Origin of the sequence: Sphingobacterium sp. Lzh-3 (assembly GCF_046764375.1) — a bacterium.
Classification (GTDB): domain Bacteria; phylum Bacteroidota; class Bacteroidia; order Sphingobacteriales; family Sphingobacteriaceae; genus Sphingobacterium.
Genome location: NZ_CP177226.1, coordinates 4,051,249 through 4,068,308 on the forward strand (window position 1 = coordinate 4,051,249; position 17,060 = coordinate 4,068,308).

18 protein-coding genes are annotated in these 17,060 nt (G+C 38.6%); 8 read left to right on the forward strand and 10 right to left on the reverse strand.

Going from position 1 to position 17,060, the window contains the following annotated elements:
• Nucleotides 1-18 precede the first annotated feature (18 nt).
• Together ACLCDV_RS17205 and purH are read left to right on the forward strand one after the other, a co-directional pair.
• The gene (locus ACLCDV_RS17205; protein WP_248931986.1) at nt 19-657 is read left to right on the forward strand and encodes a uridine kinase; all 639 of its coding nucleotides are present in this window, start codon (nt 19-21) and stop codon (nt 655-657) included.
• A 122-nt stretch (nt 658-779) separates the two neighbouring features.
• Nucleotides 780-2,306 carry a bifunctional phosphoribosylaminoimidazolecarboxamide formyltransferase/IMP cyclohydrolase gene (gene purH / locus ACLCDV_RS17210; RefSeq protein ID WP_411971744.1) on the forward strand — a complete coding sequence of 509 codons (1,527 nt, stop codon included), beginning with the start codon at nt 780-782 and terminating at the stop codon, nt 2,304-2,306.
• Between the two features lie 54 nt (nt 2,307-2,360).
• Here the strand turns inward: purH and ACLCDV_RS17215 are convergent, their stop codons facing one another.
• The gene (locus tag ACLCDV_RS17215) at nt 2,361-2,729 is read right to left on the reverse strand and encodes a YkvA family protein (protein WP_317665499.1); all 369 of its coding nucleotides are present in this window, start codon (nt 2,727-2,729) and stop codon (nt 2,361-2,363) included.
• A gap of 332 nt (nt 2,730-3,061) precedes the next feature.
• Between ACLCDV_RS17215 and ACLCDV_RS17220 the strand changes: the two genes are divergently transcribed.
• Nucleotides 3,062-3,772, forward strand: coding sequence for a DUF4397 domain-containing protein (locus ACLCDV_RS17220; protein ID WP_317665497.1), 711 nt, complete (start codon nt 3,062-3,064; stop codon nt 3,770-3,772).
• An 86-nt stretch (nt 3,773-3,858) separates the two neighbouring features.
• Here the strand turns inward: ACLCDV_RS17220 and ACLCDV_RS17225 are convergent, their stop codons facing one another.
• On the reverse strand, nt 3,859-4,164 hold the full coding sequence (locus tag ACLCDV_RS17225; RefSeq protein WP_317665495.1) for an FtsB family cell division protein: 306 nt from the start codon (nt 4,162-4,164) through the stop codon (nt 3,859-3,861).
• A 231-nt stretch (nt 4,165-4,395) separates the two neighbouring features.
• Here ACLCDV_RS17225 and lpxB point away from each other — a divergent pair, with 231 nt between their 5' ends.
• Together lpxB and ACLCDV_RS17235 are read left to right on the forward strand one after the other, a co-directional pair.
• Complete coding sequence (lpxB, locus tag ACLCDV_RS17230) at nt 4,396-5,511, forward strand: lipid-A-disaccharide synthase (RefSeq protein WP_411971745.1); 1,116 nt, start codon at nt 4,396-4,398, stop codon at nt 5,509-5,511.
• A 57-nt stretch (nt 5,512-5,568) separates the two neighbouring features.
• Complete coding sequence (locus ACLCDV_RS17235; protein WP_317665491.1) at nt 5,569-6,207, forward strand: hypothetical protein; 639 nt, start codon at nt 5,569-5,571, stop codon at nt 6,205-6,207.
• Nucleotides 6,208-6,273: 66 nt separating this feature from the next.
• On the opposite strand, the gene ACLCDV_RS17240 is transcribed toward ACLCDV_RS17235, so the two are convergent.
• The 3 genes from ACLCDV_RS17240 to ACLCDV_RS17250 are packed head-to-tail and all read right to left on the reverse strand — an operon-like array spanning nt 6,274 to nt 9,348.
• Complete coding sequence (locus ACLCDV_RS17240; RefSeq protein WP_411971746.1) at nt 6,274-7,353, reverse strand: DUF3810 domain-containing protein; 1,080 nt, start codon at nt 7,351-7,353, stop codon at nt 6,274-6,276.
• A gap of 20 nt (nt 7,354-7,373) precedes the next feature.
• Nucleotides 7,374-8,432 (reverse strand): nucleoid-associated protein, encoded by a 1,059-nt coding sequence (locus ACLCDV_RS17245; protein ID WP_411971747.1) that lies wholly within the window; start codon nt 8,430-8,432, stop codon nt 7,374-7,376.
• Nucleotides 8,433-8,442: 10 nt separating this feature from the next.
• Nucleotides 8,443-9,348: a histone deacetylase gene (locus ACLCDV_RS17250; protein WP_343567950.1), complete on the reverse strand. Its 906-nt coding sequence runs from the start codon at nt 9,346-9,348 to the stop codon at nt 8,443-8,445.
• A 159-nt stretch (nt 9,349-9,507) separates the two neighbouring features.
• On the opposite strand from ACLCDV_RS17250, the gene ACLCDV_RS17255 reads away from it, so the two are divergent.
• Genes ACLCDV_RS17255 through ACLCDV_RS17265 form a run of 3 tightly spaced genes read left to right on the forward strand, consistent with a single transcriptional unit; the run spans nt 9,508 to nt 12,232 of the window.
• On the forward strand, nt 9,508-10,149 hold the full coding sequence (locus ACLCDV_RS17255) for a YceH family protein (RefSeq protein WP_343567949.1): 642 nt from the start codon (nt 9,508-9,510) through the stop codon (nt 10,147-10,149).
• 6 nt (nt 10,150-10,155) lie between these two features.
• The gene (locus ACLCDV_RS17260) at nt 10,156-11,346 is read left to right on the forward strand and encodes an MFS transporter (protein WP_343567947.1); all 1,191 of its coding nucleotides are present in this window, start codon (nt 10,156-10,158) and stop codon (nt 11,344-11,346) included.
• Between the two features lies 1 nt (nt 11,347).
• Entirely contained in the window at nt 11,348-12,232 is an 885-nt protein-coding gene (locus ACLCDV_RS17265) for a DUF72 domain-containing protein (RefSeq protein WP_411971748.1), read from the forward strand.
• 116 nt (nt 12,233-12,348) lie between these two features.
• Here the strand turns inward: ACLCDV_RS17265 and eno are convergent, their stop codons facing one another.
• From eno to obgE, 5 genes are all read right to left on the reverse strand, one after another.
• Nucleotides 12,349-13,644 (reverse strand): phosphopyruvate hydratase, encoded by a 1,296-nt coding sequence (eno, locus tag ACLCDV_RS17270; RefSeq protein ID WP_317665477.1) that lies wholly within the window; start codon nt 13,642-13,644, stop codon nt 12,349-12,351.
• A gap of 211 nt (nt 13,645-13,855) precedes the next feature.
• A complete protein-coding gene (gene carA / locus ACLCDV_RS17275; RefSeq protein ID WP_336838682.1) occupies nt 13,856-14,956 on the reverse strand; it encodes a glutamine-hydrolyzing carbamoyl-phosphate synthase small subunit in 1,101 nt (366 codons plus the stop codon).
• A gap of 226 nt (nt 14,957-15,182) precedes the next feature.
• Complete coding sequence (locus ACLCDV_RS17280) at nt 15,183-15,494, reverse strand: DUF2752 domain-containing protein (protein WP_411971749.1); 312 nt, start codon at nt 15,492-15,494, stop codon at nt 15,183-15,185.
• Entirely contained in the window at nt 15,494-15,850 is a 357-nt protein-coding gene (locus ACLCDV_RS17285; protein ID WP_317665471.1) for an NINE protein, read from the reverse strand. Before ACLCDV_RS17285 ends, ACLCDV_RS17280 begins: the two co-directional genes overlap by 1 nt.
• 177 nt (nt 15,851-16,027) lie before the next feature.
• Complete coding sequence (gene obgE / locus ACLCDV_RS17290) at nt 16,028-17,026, reverse strand: GTPase ObgE (RefSeq protein WP_046675449.1); 999 nt, start codon at nt 17,024-17,026, stop codon at nt 16,028-16,030.
• Nucleotides 17,027-17,060: the final 34 nt, after the last annotated feature.

The window sequence follows — 17,060 nt, forward strand, 5'->3', positions numbered from 1 at the left end:
TTTTATAGCATAGTAAGAATGAATAACAAACCGTATGTCATAGGTATTGCCGGAAGTAGTGGCTCTGGAAAGACTTTTTTTTTAAATAGTTTTTTAAAACATTTTAAGCCTAATGAGGTAACCTTAATTTCCCAAGATGATTATTACATCCCTGCAAATACTAAAACCCAGGAGGAAAATAGGCTGTATAACTTCGATATTCCGACATCAATCGACAGAGATGCTTTTTATAAAGATATCAAGGCACTCTTTAACGGTGAGACAATACATAAAGAAGAGTATACATTTAACAACCCGGCATTAACCCCCAAGATACTAGAGATTAAACCGGCACCCATTTTAATTATTGAGGGCCTATTCATTTTCTATTATACGGAAATTAATAATTTAATCAATCATAAGATATTTTTAAGCGCAGATCAGGATATCGCATTAAGACGACGTCTACACCGTGATCTGGTTGAACGTGGCTACTTTGAAGATGATGTTATGTACAAATGGGTAAACCATGTGCTGCCTTCCTACAACGAATTCCTACTTCCCTACCGGGATACTTGCGATCAGGTTATATTTAATAATACCGATGAACCAGAACCAATCTGGGATATCACCAACCAAATTTCTGAAGAGCTAAAATTAAAGCTCAATTTGGTATAAAATTAAAACAATGTAGAAAGGAGAATCTCGTAAACAGATTCTCCTTTCTATTTAAAGTACTTGATTTATTGGTATCAAGATTTTAAATACCTATCTTTGCGCCACGAAACAAATCCATCATAATGAACCATCCTGTAAAGATTAAAAATGCATTGGTTTCAGTCTATTATAAAGACGGCCTTGCTCCTTTAGTTGAATTATTAAACAAATACGGTGTTACTTTCTATTCCACTGGCGGAACAGAAACATTTATCAAAGATTTAGGGATAGATGTTGTTCCAGTTGAAGACCTCACCAGCTACCCTTCTATTTTAGGAGGGCGTGTAAAAACATTGCATCCAAAAGTATTTGGCGGTATTTTGGCGCGTCGCCCACTTGAGTCGGATCAACAACAGCTTGCTCAGTATGAAATACCTGAGATCGATTTGGTTATTGTGGATTTGTACCCTTTTGAAGAAACTGTTGCTTCCGGTGCATCGGAAAAAGATATTATCGAGAAAATAGATATCGGTGGAATTTCATTGATCCGCGCTGCCGCTAAAAACTTTAACGATGTCGTTATTATCTCATCCAAAAATGATTACAAAGAATTGGAGGAAATACTAGCAAACCAAGAAGGTAATACCTCATTGGAACAACGTAAAGAATTTGCTAAACGTGCATTCAATACATCCTCGCATTACGATACAGCAATCTTCAACTATTTCAATCAAGAAAATCCGCTTCAGGTTTTTAAACAATCTGAGCAAAAAGCGCAGGTGTTGCGCTACGGTGAAAACCCACACCAAAAAGGTGTTTTCTTCGGCGATTTAGATAAGATGTTTGATAAATTAAACGGTAAAGAGTTATCTTACAACAATTTGGTTGACGTTGATGCTGCCGTTGCTTTGATTGATGAGTTCACAGAACCTACATTCGCGATCTTAAAACATACGAATGCTTGTGGAGTTGCCTCCCGTTCAACAATCAAACAAGCTTGGTTAGATGCTTTAGCATGTGATCCTGTTTCAGCTTTCGGTGGAGTTTTAATAACGAATGGCCAAGTTGATGCTGCAACAGCTGAAGAGATCAATAAATTATTCTTCGAGGTGTTGATTGCACCTTCTTATTCTGAAGAAGCGATCGCTATACTTACCGCAAAGAAAAACAGAATTATTTTGGTTCGTAAAGAGGTTACATTGCCAGCACAACAGTTCAAAACTCTATTGAACGGCGTCATTCTTCAAGATAAAGACAATACGATTGAAGGACCTGAACAAATGGTTACAGTAACACAAGTACAGCCAACTGCAGAACAACTGGAGGATCTTTATTTTGCGAACAAAATTGTAAAACACACCAAGTCAAATACAATCGTATTTGCTAAAAATGGCACTTTGTTAGCTTCAGGTGTAGGGCAAACTTCACGTGTAGATGCATTGAAACAAGCTATTGAGAAGGCCATTTCTTTCGGTTTTGACCTTAAAGGCTGTGCGATGGCATCGGATGCCTTCTTCCCTTTCCCTGATTGTGTGGAAATTGCTTCAGAAGCTGGTATCGCGGCGGTATTGCAACCCGGTGGTTCAATCAAAGATCAATTGTCAATTGATATGGCCAATGAAAAAGGAATCTCCATGGTAACAACGGGTGTTAGACACTTTAAGCACTAGTTGAACTTCAATAATAAATAAAAAAAGCTACTTTAGAAAAGTAGCTTTTTTTATTTATCTCGCTTCTACAGGAAACTTTGAACGCTTATACTGTTCCATCTCCGCGCTAAGTTTGCGAATCGCATAACCAACAATAGCCACATCATCGATCCACCCGCCCACGAGAATAAAATCAGGAATCGCATCAATCGGCGAAACCACATAAAGTATCGTTCCAATAATAATCGATAAATTCCATCTATCCATTTTATACTTCCCCGTAATTGTGTCCTTACACATTGCAATTAATACGTTGAAGTCGTCCATATAGCTCCCTAGATTCCTCGCTTTTGCCTCCGCCTGTACAAATTCAGATTCCGTAATTTTACGATGCCTAAACTGCTCAAACATTCCCTTCGCAATTCTTTTGATTCTATTGTTCATACCTCAAAATTAGGATTACTAGTTTAACAATCCAAATCCTCGCGCTAAACAAAACTCGGGTCAAAATCGAATTGTAAATCGCAACATGAGCAAATTCTTTCCCTCAGACTGATTAAATTTTGTCTAGGAACCATATTCATCTGCCGCCGATCCGATTAACCACCATCTTCAAAAATTGGCTTGCAAAGGCTATCGGAATAAAAAACGACGTCTGAACATAGATTTTTATTATTTTTACAAATCGCTGTAGCAAAGTGTGCGTCTTCTCCGTATAATAGACAACACAAGCGCAACGTGTGTCACAAAAAAATAGATTTTAATATTACACGGTTATGAAAAACTATAGATTATTCAATTTTATTGCTATTGCTTTAGCGGCACTCTTTTTAACAAGCTGCCTAAAAGATAATGATGATCAGCCAATTCCCGGTGCATTGTTTACCATGGTCAATGGCTACAGTGATGCCAATGCAGTCATCTATTATGCGGACGGAGGCTCACTTCAAAACCCCAGCTATCCATTGGGATTTAAGAGTTATACTCAAATCGGTTTATTTACAGGAGCACGTAAAATAGCAGTTTCCGCAGAATATAACAAAATCTTGACGGATACAACAATAACGGTCAAAGATAGTACAATATATACGTCCTTTTTATTTGGATCAAAGTCTAAACCAGTGCAGGTGGTCACGACAGATCGGATCAATAAAGACATCAAAAATACAGAATCTGGGTTACGCTTCTTTAATTTTGCGGAAGGTACAGATTTGGTTAGCCTTAAAATAGGGGATTTGACCTCTCCAACAGAATGGACAAATAGAGCAAAAGAAACACAAAATTCAGCAAGTGCACATCAGGGCTTTATCGCTCAAAAAAGCGGCACATTCACTGTTACGGCACGTGATAAAGCAGGAAAAACAATTGCTACACGTAGCGACATTAAATTGGTTGAAGGCTATTATTATTCATTGATCCTTATCGGCAAAGCCAATGATGAAAATAAACCACTATATATTGGTCTAGTAGCCCAAGCCGCAAATTAAAATACCCATATCTATATACGTTATAAAAACGGCCGTCATGTAAACATGATGGCCGTTATTCTTTACTTTATACTAAACTTTAGCTGTTAATGATTCCCTTTAGCTGCTACTTTAGTAACCACATAAATATCTTCATTGTCTTTTTTCATCTTATATTTCTCCCGGGCGATACGTTGCACTTCTTGCGGATTTGATCGAATATCATTAATTGTTTTAATGATAGCCGCATTTTCTTTCAGATAGAAAGATCGTTCACTTTCCAGATTTGCTTTCTGCTTTTGATAACTGTACTGCGTGGCAAAGTCATTTCGATCAAAAAATAACATCCACACGAGAAAAGCCAAAGCGGCTAACAAATACTTATTTCTTATTAAAGACCACAATCGTTGCATAAGACAAAAATACTATTTAGCTTTTATACTTAGGATATTTTCTTCAAAAGTTGAACATCTTTAATTAAAGATATGGAATAATATGTTCAAAGTCATCATATAACTAGAATAATCTTATCTTTAACAGTTCAAAAACGATCATTCCAATGAAATATTCATCGTTAAGACGAAACGCAGTTTTAACGATAAAAAGATATTCCAAATGATCATTAAAGAATAAATCGTTGACATATGAAATACTATCTTATTGCAGGTGAAACTTCAGGGGACTTACATGGTGCCAATCTTATTAAAGCATTAAAAATTGAAGACCCCAATGCGACTTTCCAAATAGTCGGGGGAAATCTGATGCAAGCAGAGGCCGAAAAAAATGCATTGATACATACTTCAGAAATGGCTTTTATGGGCTTTATAGAAGTTTTAAAAAATCTGCCAAAGATATCTAGGAATCTCAAACTTGTTAAAAATGATCTATTAAAAGAAAAACCAGACACCGTCATTCTGATCGATTTCCCGGGGTTCAACTTGAAAATCGCTGATTTTGCAAAAAAACACGGAATCAAAACCTGCTATTATATTTCCCCAAAAGTGTGGGCCTGGAATCAAGGTCGTGTAAAGAAAATAAAACGGATTGTCGACCATATGTTTTGTATCTTGCCATTCGAGGTAGATTTTTATAAGAAATGGCGCATGCCCGTTGATTACGTTGGAAACCCGCTTTTGGATGCGATTTCAACCTATAATTTCAATCCCCAATTTAGAGCACAAAATGGATTATCAGAAAAACCACTGATCGCCCTTTTACCGGGAAGCCGGGAAATGGAAATTTCCAAGCTTCTCCCTATCATGGCCGAACTTCCGTTTTTCTTTCCTGTTCATCAATTTGTCATCGCCGGTGCTCCCAATTTTGACGAAGCCTATTACAAGCAGTTTTTTAAAGGCATCGACATTCCCGTGATCTTCGATCAAACCTACGATATTCTCCATAACGCAGAAGCCGCAGTCGTCACCAGTGGGACGGCTACTCTTGAAACAGGTATTCTGAAGGTACCTCAGGTTGTCGTTTATAAGGCTAACCAACTATCTGTATGGATAGCCAAATTAGTCATCAAGGTTAAATTTATCTCGCTAGTGAATCTAATTAATAATTTCCTATCAGTGAGGGAATTGATTCAAGACGACTGCACGCCATACGATATTTCCTATGAAGTAGGTGAACTTATCAATAATAAAGCCCATCGTGCAAGTGTGATGGAAAACTACGATATTCTGGCAGAAAAACTAGGTTCTCCCGGCGCATCTGAGAAAACGGCCAAATTAATTGTAAAATATCTCGCTAAAATTTAAACTCTTTGACCTTTTATTTGTCAAACTACTAGTTAGTTACAATTAATTAAAAGTTTTATGAAATTTAAATTTATTCTAGGCTTTTTTCTTTGCTTTGCAATGACCTTCACTGGGAAAGCACAAGAAACACAACATATTTCTAAACTGGAAATTGGCAAAAAGGCAAAAAAAAATATCGATAATAGAGACTCAACCGTCGTCATGCACATCGATACTTTAATCATGAAAGACAATGCTACCCTTTCGTTCTATGGTAAGAAAAATGTCAAGCTAACGATTGGTTATGCTGAAATTGGAAATAAGGCAACCATCTATGGAACCGATGGAAAGAATAACGGTGCCAACTTTGACATCAATGCTAATTTTCAAAAATTAGGTTCCCTTTATATTATTGCAAAAGGAGATGACGCTTTTAATGGCACGAAAACCTTTCCAAATGGGAACGGAGGAAAAATTAAAGTCACTTTAACAGATGGCAGTCTCAAACCTCAAACAACCAACAAAAAGGCTGTGAACTATATTTATGGAGACGTAGCTGCAGGTGGACGAGCTGTCAATGCAAACACAGACTTGAGAAACATCTATGATCGGATTAAAACCGCTCCCACTGGATTAAGAGGATTGCCGCAAGGACAAATTTATTCGGGCAGCCCCGGAACTGAAGGTTCATTTGAACTAATTTCAACACAAAAGTAATCTTCTTTAAGATCCTAAAAAAGCCGTATTATTTTTTGTAATACGGCTTTTTTAGGATTTCATATGCTAATTACATCCTTTTCTCTTAAGCTCATAGGCCAATACCAACCGCGTCATCCGATCGTACCGTGCTATTCCTTCCTGTTGATTGTTATGTTTCAGGTATTGATTATAAAACAATCCCATCACATCGTCGACCCAACCCGTATATTCACGCCAAAACTGCTTTTCTTTTTCCAAGTCTTTCAATACATTTACACTTAATTTTCCTTTATAATCTTTTCCCAAATCGGGGTACATACCCTGCAGCTCACGTAACATATAAAGCGTCGTCTGAAGGTAAGCCGAATACCGGTAAAAAGATTGGGGATGCCGCTGTAAACGAACAAAAGCAATAAAATTCGCCTCATCTTCAAAACCGATTCCCTGTTGGTGGGCAAGTTCATGCACCGTAGTAAAAGGTAGAAAAGTTACCGGCATGGCTTTATTAACCTGCGCTTCATGGGTAAAAGGATTAAAATAGCCCGATACACCAAAAAAGGAAACTATCTTACTATTTATTGGCGATTTTGCCTTAATTAGTCTCCTTGATAAAAACGCTGCAAAAGCTGTATCCCGTTGCACCCATTGATTCAAATCCTCTTGAATAGCTTCTTTACTCCCTTCCCAATGCGATGGATCCACATGTTCACGCAACTTATTTGTGCTATCCAAAAGTCCATTTAGTACCACAAGATAATCTGCAAGTTTTAAACTATCAACCTCTAAATGGGCATTTGTACTGATTGGCTTTCGATAATAATTTAAACCCCACGATAGGTAAAAGAAAAAATAGACCCCCAATAACAAATTGATAACGAGCAAAACCGAACGAAAAGAATTTTTCCATCTTCTTTTCCATAAATTTCCAATCAATTTGACAACTAAATAGATTAGAAAAGCAACAACGACGACATAAAATAGATCGCCAAGACTAAAGGGAATATAACCCAAAATAAATCTCGGCACATGGCTATAGAAACGGTAAAACCCACGCGCATAAAATACCTCAATCCATTGGCTATGTTTCTCAATCAGGGAGAAAATAAAAATTCCAATCAGAAGTAACAGCAGCGTGAAAACAGCTATTTTATCGCGCTTTTCCATTCAAATAAGATATAAAACGATTAACTTTCGTTCTCAAAATAGACCTTGTAATAATTCATGCCTTTATCCTCATCGTAACCCTTCTCAAGATATTCTCGTTTACCATGAACATAAATATGAAAGTTCTTATCCAGCTTTAAAACGGACTTGTAAGAAGATTCCATTTTTTTTACGGCTTTATCTGCTATTTCAAAACTTGCCTGAAATGGAGAGTCAAATTCATCTTCAAAACCGGCTTTAAAGTCCTGAAATAAAGCAATTGCTTGTGGATTACCCAATACTTCCTCCTCGAACTCTTCCTGGACAAAAGTCTCTTTTTCCTTAAAATAGTTCATGGATTTGTTCATCAGATCAATCTTGTCTGCTTTCTCCAATTCAAACGTCTCATCTAATTTTTCCTGAACAAAGTTCTTATACACTTTCAGGTAATTCCCCGTTTGATTGAAATTATCGTTACGCACGCGAAGTTGCAGAAACTCATCTTTCCAGTACACAGCCTCCTGTTGACGGTTTGTCTGATCGAGAACCAGCACCTTATAACCCTCTTCTTCTTCAACGTTGACAATAATACAGCCCTTGTCCAGTTTATTGATATTGATCGCCTCCTGCTCATATTCCAACATAAAAGCACCTTGCTCCGGATATACTTTCAGATAAGTCTCTTTATTTTCAGATTTGAATATACCAATCGCATCATGTTCTTCCCCTTCGATCTGCACATTTTTTAAGGCAACTACATACACCTCTCCAGCCTTAATTTTAGGATGGTTGGATACCTCATAAAGGTGTTTTGAAATTTGCTGGGAGAAATCATGAAATGGAAGCTGCTCCCTAAAATACTGCCGCACAAAATAGAAAATCTCATTCAGCTCCAACTCTCCATTGGGATGATATAAGCGATATACTTCATTCACCTTTGCAAAAGGGCTCATAAAATACTGCATCAGGAGCCCAGGTAACACGTCGTCTCCTTCAAGAGATACCGGGGCATCCGACAAAATATAAAATTCATCTTGCGCTTTATTGCCTACGCGATGAATAGATAACGCTTCAAAAGTTGCATCTTGGTGAAAAAACATATTTCTTATCTTATAAATTATATATATCTATTGCTATTCTAAAAGTGTGACAATGTGCATTGACAATATCTTTAATTTCAGGAGAATAACCTCCGCCCATACTTACTTGAACAGGGATATTGTGTTTATGGCACATTTGAAAGACCAATTCATCTCTTCGAAGACAGGTACTGCTACTTAAGTTCAATTTACCCAGCTTATCTGTTTCCAAAATATCTACCCCCGCTTGATAGAAAACGAAATCAGGCTCAAATTCCCGAAATACATTAACCAAACTTTCTTCCAATAAAGTGAGATATTCCATATCAGTAATATAATCTGCTAAGCCAATATCCAAATGGGAACGCTGTTTGACAAAGGGATAGTTTTTCTCACCATGCATTGAAAAGGTAAACACCTGGTTATGCCCCTCAAAAATATGGGCAGTACCATTTCCCTGGTGCACATCCAGGTCAATGATGAGGATGCGGCTAGCATATTTATACTTCAATAAGTAGCCTGCGGCAGTCGCTTGATCATTCAGCAAACAGAAGCCTTCGCCAAAATCATAACCCGCATGATGTGTTCCTCCGGCAATGCTAAATGCAACACCATATTGCAGTGCATACTTTGCACTTTGGATTGTTCCATCAAGGATATAGCGTTCCCGATCAACAAGGCTTTGACTTAATGGAAAACCTATTCTACGGACCATCTTGGAATCCAAAGTAAGCTCAAACAACTGCTTTACATACATTGGATCATGGACCAAACAGCATGTCTCAAAACTCGCGAGCTCAGGACTGAAAAAACTTGACTCATCTGCCAGACCTTCATGTTTTAACTGTAAAGGAATCAACTCGTACTTCAACATCGGAAAACGATGTCCCTCTTTGACGGGGTGGACAAATTCTTGACGAAAAGCTATCTTAAGCACCTTAAAATCTTCTATTACTCCATGCGAAGATAAGAAAAAGATCTTTTGGAGTTATAGGAGAAAAAGGGCATCTTTGAGAAGAAACAAACAGCAAGCCCATGTTATGTTACCATAACAGCCTACTTGTATTCGATCATAAATTTATATTCTTAAAAATAAATGGAAACAACTAATTTGCCCCAATTGTCTGCCATGGAACAACGTGTACTAGGCGCACTAATCGAAAAATCTAAAGTAACCCCAGAATATTACCCCATGACGATCAATAGTCTACAGGCTGCTTGTAATCAAAAAACTTCCCGAAAACCAGTTGTACATTATACGGAAGACGATATTGTGTCGACACTAGATATATTGAAGAAAAAGGGCTTAATCTCGACAGTTGTTGGTGGTGGATCTCGCGTAACGAAGTATAAGCATAATTTTGCCATACAATTTCCACTGGTTCCCTCTGAATTAACCATTGTTTGTTTATTGCTACTCAGAGGACCAATGACCGCCGGCGAAATTAATTCAAACTCCGGAAGACTTTATGAATTTGAATCGTTGGGCGAAATCAATGAACAATTGGAAAAATTGGCACAAGAAGGCTATCTTAAGTCCTTACCGAAACAAACGGGCCATAAAGAAGTCCGCTACATCCATTTATTAGGAGAAATCAATCTGGAAGCCTATGAAAATAGTGGTCCGGTGAGCGGCTCCTCGAACGACCAGATCTTACTCGATCGAATTGGACAATTGGAACAGGAAGTTGCAACCTTGAAACAGCAATTTCAGGATCTCTGGGATGAATTACATTAATTGCTCATGTCGCAAACAATAGATTCCAAAAACGAAATATCCAAAGCAACCTTGTGGCTGATGACCATCGCCACCGGCTTAGTTGTCGCCAATAATTATTACAATCAACCACTATTGGGCCTGATTGCCAAAGACCTCCATATTGACGAGGCTATGGTCAGTAATTCGGCCATGTTAACGCAGATCGGATATGCCTTTGGCCTGTTACTAATCGTTCCCTTAGGGGATATGTTTAAAAGAAAAAAAATGATCTTGATCGATTTCTTTTTCATTATTTTTTCTTTGGTAGGCATGGCCATGTCCACTTCTATCCTATCTATCTTGCTATTCAGCTTTCTGATAGGTTTCACGTCCGTTATTCCACAGGTTTTTGTACCCATGGCAGCCGAACTTGCGAGCAAAGAAAAGCAAGCTTCAGCGATAGGTATGGTTATGTCGGGTCTGCTGATCGGTATATTACTCTCTAGGGTTGTAAGCGGCTTTGTCGGCTCCTACTTTGGCTGGCGCGAAATGTATTGGATAGCGTCAGCAATTATGGTCATTACAGCCATCACCATCGCATTGAAGCTCCCAGAGGTACTGCCTAATTTTAAAGGTTCTTATAAGGAATTGATGCGATCAGTCTGGAACTTTGCCAGGAAACAACCTGTATTACAGTTGGCGGCTTTTCGTGGAGCCATGGGATTTGGGGCTTTTTCCGCATTTTTTACAACGCTTGTTTTCCATCTTGAAGCCCCACCTTTCTTTGATGGCCCGGCAACTGCTGGAGCCTTTGGCCTCGTCGGTGCCTGTGGGGCCCTTGCCGCTGCTTTTGTCAATAAACTAACCATTTATATAGGCAAAGCAAAAATCATCTTGTACGCGATCCTATTGATGTTACTCAGCTGGTTATTATTCGCCCTCTTCGGCAATTACTATTGGGGCCTGATCCTTGGTGTTATTCTCATCGATCTTGGCCTACAGTCGATGCATATCCTAAATCAAAGCGATTTCTATGCGCTAAACCTCGGTGCCAACAATCGACTAAATACTGTATATATGGTGAGTTATTTCATTGGTGGATCAACAGGCACTTTTTTTGCTGCACAAGCATGGCAACACTTCCAATGGCCCGGCGTTATTTTCGTAGGTACATGTTATACGCTGTTGGCATTGTTGGCTCATCTATTATTTGATTATAAATTAAGAAAAAACTGATATGAAATTCGGCCAAGTAGAGCACCCTGAGGAAATCGATTTTACCCTTCCTCCTACTACACCAGAAACCTTAACCTTATTACAGCACTTCAAAATAGACAAACCTTTTGAGGTATATGTTGGCTGTGCAAAATGGAATAAACAAGATTTAAAAGGCTTTTATCCCCGAGGCACAAAGGACGAACTTGCCTATTATTCCACGCAGTTTAACAGTATTGAACTCAATGCTACATTCTATAACTCACCCAGTATAGATCAAGTAGAGACCTGGAAAAAGAAAACACCTGCTAACTTCAAGTTCTTTCCCAAAATACCGCAATCCATCAGCCATTTTAGCAGACTATTAAATACGGGAGATAAAGTAAAATTATTTACGGATTCCATTGTTCATTTCGATGAAAAACTGGGAATGGCCTTTCTCCAAATGCACGACAATTATAACCCAAAGGACATGGCCCGTTTAAAACTATTCTTACATGACTGGCCAAAAGAAGTCCCGCTAGCGTTGGAAGTCCGTAATAAAGACTGGTTTTCCAAACCCGAAGTCACGAAAGAACTATACACGCTCCTGGAGGAGACAAATGTAACGAATGTACTGGTCGATACTGCTGGCCGGAGAGACATGCTCCATATGCGCTTAACAACGCCGACCGCTTTCATACGGTATGTAGGTGCAAATCATGCATCAGACTACGATCGACTCGATAACTGGATCGATGTTCTGAAACTATGGCGGGAAAACGGGCTGCAAAAATTGTATTTCTTTATTCACCAGAATATTGAGGTGGAATCACCATTATTGGCGACACACTTTATCAAAAAACTGAATACAACATTCGACTTGGATCTAACCTATCCGAACAAAAACACAGGAAATAACTCATAATAAGACAAGTTATCAAATCTGGTCCCACTCGCACAAATAGAAAAGAAATATTTGCCCACAAAAAAAGCCGAAGTAGAAAACACTTCGGCTTTTTATATTAAAAATCAAGCTTTATTCTATTTTTTAGCGTATTTAAAGTTTTTACCAATGAAACGGGCATTACCACCCAATTCTTCTTCGATACGCAACAATTGATTGTATTTAGCCATACGGTCAGAACGGGAAGCAGAACCTGTTTTGATCTGACCACAGTTCAATGCGACAGCTAAGTCTGCAATAGTTGCATCCTCAGTCTCGCCCGAACGGTGCGACATCACAGAAGTATAACCAGAATTTTGAGCTAAAGTAACCGCATTGATTGTTTCAGTCAATGAACCGATTTGATTTACTTTCACTAAAATTGAATTTGCTGTATGTGTATCAATCCCTTGTTGAAGACGTTTTGTATTCGTAACAAAAAGATCATCACCTACTAATTGAACATGGTCACCGATTTTGTCAGTCAATGTTTTCCATCCAGCCCAATCATCTTCAGCCATACCGTCTTCAATAGAAATAATAGGGTATTTAGCTGTTAATTCAGCTAAATAGCTTGCTTGTTCTTCACTAGAACGTACAGCACCTTTATCACCTTCAAACTTCGTATAATCGTATTTACCGTCTTTGTAGAACTCAGAAGAAGCACAATCCAATGCTAAACAAACATCTTGACCTGGTTTGTAACCAGCGATTTCAATCGCTTTCAAAACTGTTTCGATTGCATCTTCAGTACCTTCAAAAGTTGGTGCAAAACCACCTTCGTCACCTACTGCAGTGGAAAGACCTCTGTCATGTAAGATTTTTTTCAAGGTATGAAACACCTCGGTACCCCAACGCAAAGCTTCAGAGAATGAAGGCGCACCCACAGGCATGATCATAAATTCCTGAAATGCAATAGGCGCATCAGAGTGAGAACCACCATTGATGATATTCATCATAGGAATAGGCAAAGTATTTGCATTTACACCGCCGATGTAACGGTATAATGGCTGACGTGACTCTTGTGCAGCAGCTTTTGCAACAGCTAAAGAAACACCCAAAATAGCATTTGCGCCTAAGTTACCTTTATTTTCGCTACCGTCTAAATCAATCATGATTTTATCGATGGCATTTTGTTCGAAAACATCTACACCTTCTAAAGCTTTTGCAATTTTAGTGTTTACATTCTCAACAGCTTTCAAAACACCTTTTCCCAAATATTTTGCCTTGTCGCCATCGCGCAATTCAACTGCTTCGTGAATACCAGTTGAAGCACCTGAAGGAACAGCTGCACGACCAACAAAACCATTTTGTGTAGTAACATCTACCTCGATTGTAGGGTTACCGCGCGAATCCAAAATTTGACGCGCATGAACATCGATAATTAAACTCATCTCTTTATTAGACTATAATTTATTTTCATTACTTAGTGTAGATAAGACACACTCTTATCTACAGACATTTTTCACAACCAAATATAATAAAAAATGTATTTATTCCCCTATTTATTATGAATAAAATAGTACTAATCTGAATAATTGGTACTATTGTCACAATAAAAAACCCTTCAAGATCTGAAGGGTTTTTTATATTATATTGTACAAATTAGTTTTTGATCATCGCTACAAAATCATCAAACAAATAGCGCGAGTCATGTGGACCCGGTGATGATTCTGGGTGATATTGCACCGAAAATGCTTTCTGTCCTTTGATACGGATACCTTCAATAGACTGATCGTTCAAATTAACGTGTGTAATTTCGACGTTCTCAGAATTTTGGATATCTTCAGCCACAACCCCAAAACCGTGGTTCTGCGAAGTGATTTCACAACGATTAGCGATAATATTCTTCACCGGGTGATTGATACCACGGTGTCCGTTATGCAATTTGCTTGTGCGGATACCATTTGCCAATGCTAAGATCTGGTGACCTAAACAAATACCAAACATCGGTTTATTTGCATTCAAAATAGCTTTTACCGTATCGATTGCATAATCCATCGGTGCTGGATCGCCAGGACCATTGGAAATGAAATAACCATCCGGATTCCATTTCTCCATTTCCTCAAATGTTGTTTTCGCAGGAAAAACCTTTGTATATACATCACGAGCCTCAAAATTGCGCAAGATATTTTTCTTGATCCCCAAGTCCAAAACCGCTACGCGTAACGATGCATTTTCGTTACCGAAGAAATAAGGCTCAGCTGTTGTTACTTTTGAAGACAGCTCAAGTCCATCCATTGAAGGAACTTCAGCCAATTGACGCTTTAATTCCTCAACATCCAATGTTTCTGAAGAAATAATTGCATTCATTGCTCCTTTATCACGGATATGTCGCACCAATGAACGGGTATCCACATCAGAAATACCAACTAAATTACCCTCTTCAAAATAGCTTTGGATAGATTCATCAGCCATTTTACGGCTATAGTTGATGTTGTAGTTTTTACAAACTAATCCTGCAATCTGAATTTGATTTGATTCGGTATCCTCCTCATCAATACCATAGTTACCAATGTGTGCATTGGTCGTTACCATGATTTGTCCAAAATAAGATGGATCTGTAAAAATCTCTTGATAACCAGTTGTTCCTGTGTTAAAACAGATCTCCCCAGTAGTCGTACCAATTTTACCAGCGGCTTTACCGTGATAAACTGTACCATCTTCTAAAACTAAAATTGCAGGCAATTTGCTGTAGTTGGTCATTATCGATGTTATATTATAAAATGTGTATCCTTACTTTTATGAATTTTAAAGCGTTCCAGATTGGATATAAAAAAAGCCCTCAAATGGGCTAAATATCAATTAACAATGCATCATCACGATTGACAAACCGTTTCCTAAGGCACCTACCAATAAAGACTCTACTTTAATTTTCACGGGAGACAAAGTTACGACATATCACTTAAAAGTGAAAACATTTTTTATTTTTTTATTCCGAAATTGATTTCCGCTCCATAAATTGAGCAAAGTCCCTCAAAACCAGACCTGTCAATAGCGGCACAAGCATATAAATCAATGGATTCTCTAGCCAGGCTTCTCGAAACTCCAAGCGCAACAAAGCAATCAAAGCGGTAGTAAGACCACATCCCGGACAATCATAGCCACTTGCAGCCTTCCAAAGGCAAGGAATAAGAATGTGGATATCCGTGAAAAGATATAACCCTATAGCAATTCCGAAATACCCCAATACCAACGAATAGATCCAATGATATTTAAGGTATTTCAGTAGGATATAAATCATTAATTATTGTTTATAGGACTCTTAATATAGTTGCCATCTGCATCCTTATATTTTCCGACAAGAATCATAATCAAATCAATTAAATACCAGATACCACAACCGCCTAAGGTAAGCAGCTGAATAACGGCAGTACCAATTTGCCCCAAATAGAACCGATGCGCTCCAAAAGGGCCTAGAAAAAAGCAAAATAACAATGCCGGCAACCATCTATCATCCTGTAACGTGTTATTTTGTTGTTGAAAGGGTTGGTTCGCATAAAAAATAGGTTGTCGTACACCACAATAGGGGCAAACCTCGGCCTTGATATTGATCAACTTGCCGCATTCTACGCAATACTTTTCGTTTTCTGTTTTCATTTAGATTTAATTTGGTAATGGGGCTAAAAACCAGCCTTCCATCAGGAATAAAATAATCGTATGAAATTAACAAAAAAACTTATTAAATGTTCTTTTTTTAGCAACATATAGCATTTAATATAAACAGAAAAGGCGCTTCACGGTGTGGAGCGCCTTTTCTGTTTATATATTCAACTTTTAAGAGTTGATTGCTTTCCAGATCATATCTTTCAATGGTAATATATTTTTACCTGTTACCGAAGAAATGAAAATATAGGGTACATCTTCCGGTAGCTCCTGCTCCATTTCCTTCTCCAGCTCCTCATCGAGCATATCAGACTTGGTAATAGCCAGCAATTTGGGTTTATCGGCCAATTCAGGATTATACGCAGTCAGTTCATTTAATAGAATCGCGTACTCCTCACGGATCGTCCGATCGGTATCGGCTGGCACCATAAACAGCAGAACAGAATTTCGTTCAATATGCCGCAAGAAACGATACCCTAATCCCTTTCCTTCTGAAGCGCCTTCGATAATACCCGGAATATCGGCCATAACAAAGGAACGGTTATCCCGGTAGCTCACCATACCCAAATTAGGTACCAGTGTTGTAAAGGGATAATTCGCAATTTCTGGTTTTGCAGCAGAAACGACGGACAACAACGTTGATTTACCAGCATTCGGAAATCCAACCAGTCCAACATCGGCAAGAACCTTCAATTCGAGAATCATCCACTGTTCTTTACCAGGAAGACCAGGTTGCGAAAACCGTGGTGTCTGCTGCGTTGGCGACTTAAAATGCCAGTTGCCCAGCCCGCCTTTTCCTCCCGGGACCAATATTCTGGTTTCACCGTCTTCTGTGATATCGAACAGCACCTCTCCCGTCTCTGCATCCTTCGCAATCGTACCCAACGGCACTTCCAAGATCTCATCACGTCCAGTTGCCCCCGTACGCAAAGAACTGCCGCCAGACTCACCGTTTGACGCAATAATATGCTTACGATATTTTAAATGGAGTAACGTCCAGAGATTAGTCGTTCCTTTCAGGATAATATGCCCGCCACGACCGCCGTCACCACCATCGGGTCCACCGGTAGCTGTGTGCTTGTCACGGTGCAAATGAGCCGAACCTGCCCCACCATGTCCAGAACGACAACACACTTTCACATAATCAACAAAATTCGAGCCTTGCGCCATTACAATTTATTACAGTCTAAAAAGTACTTATCTT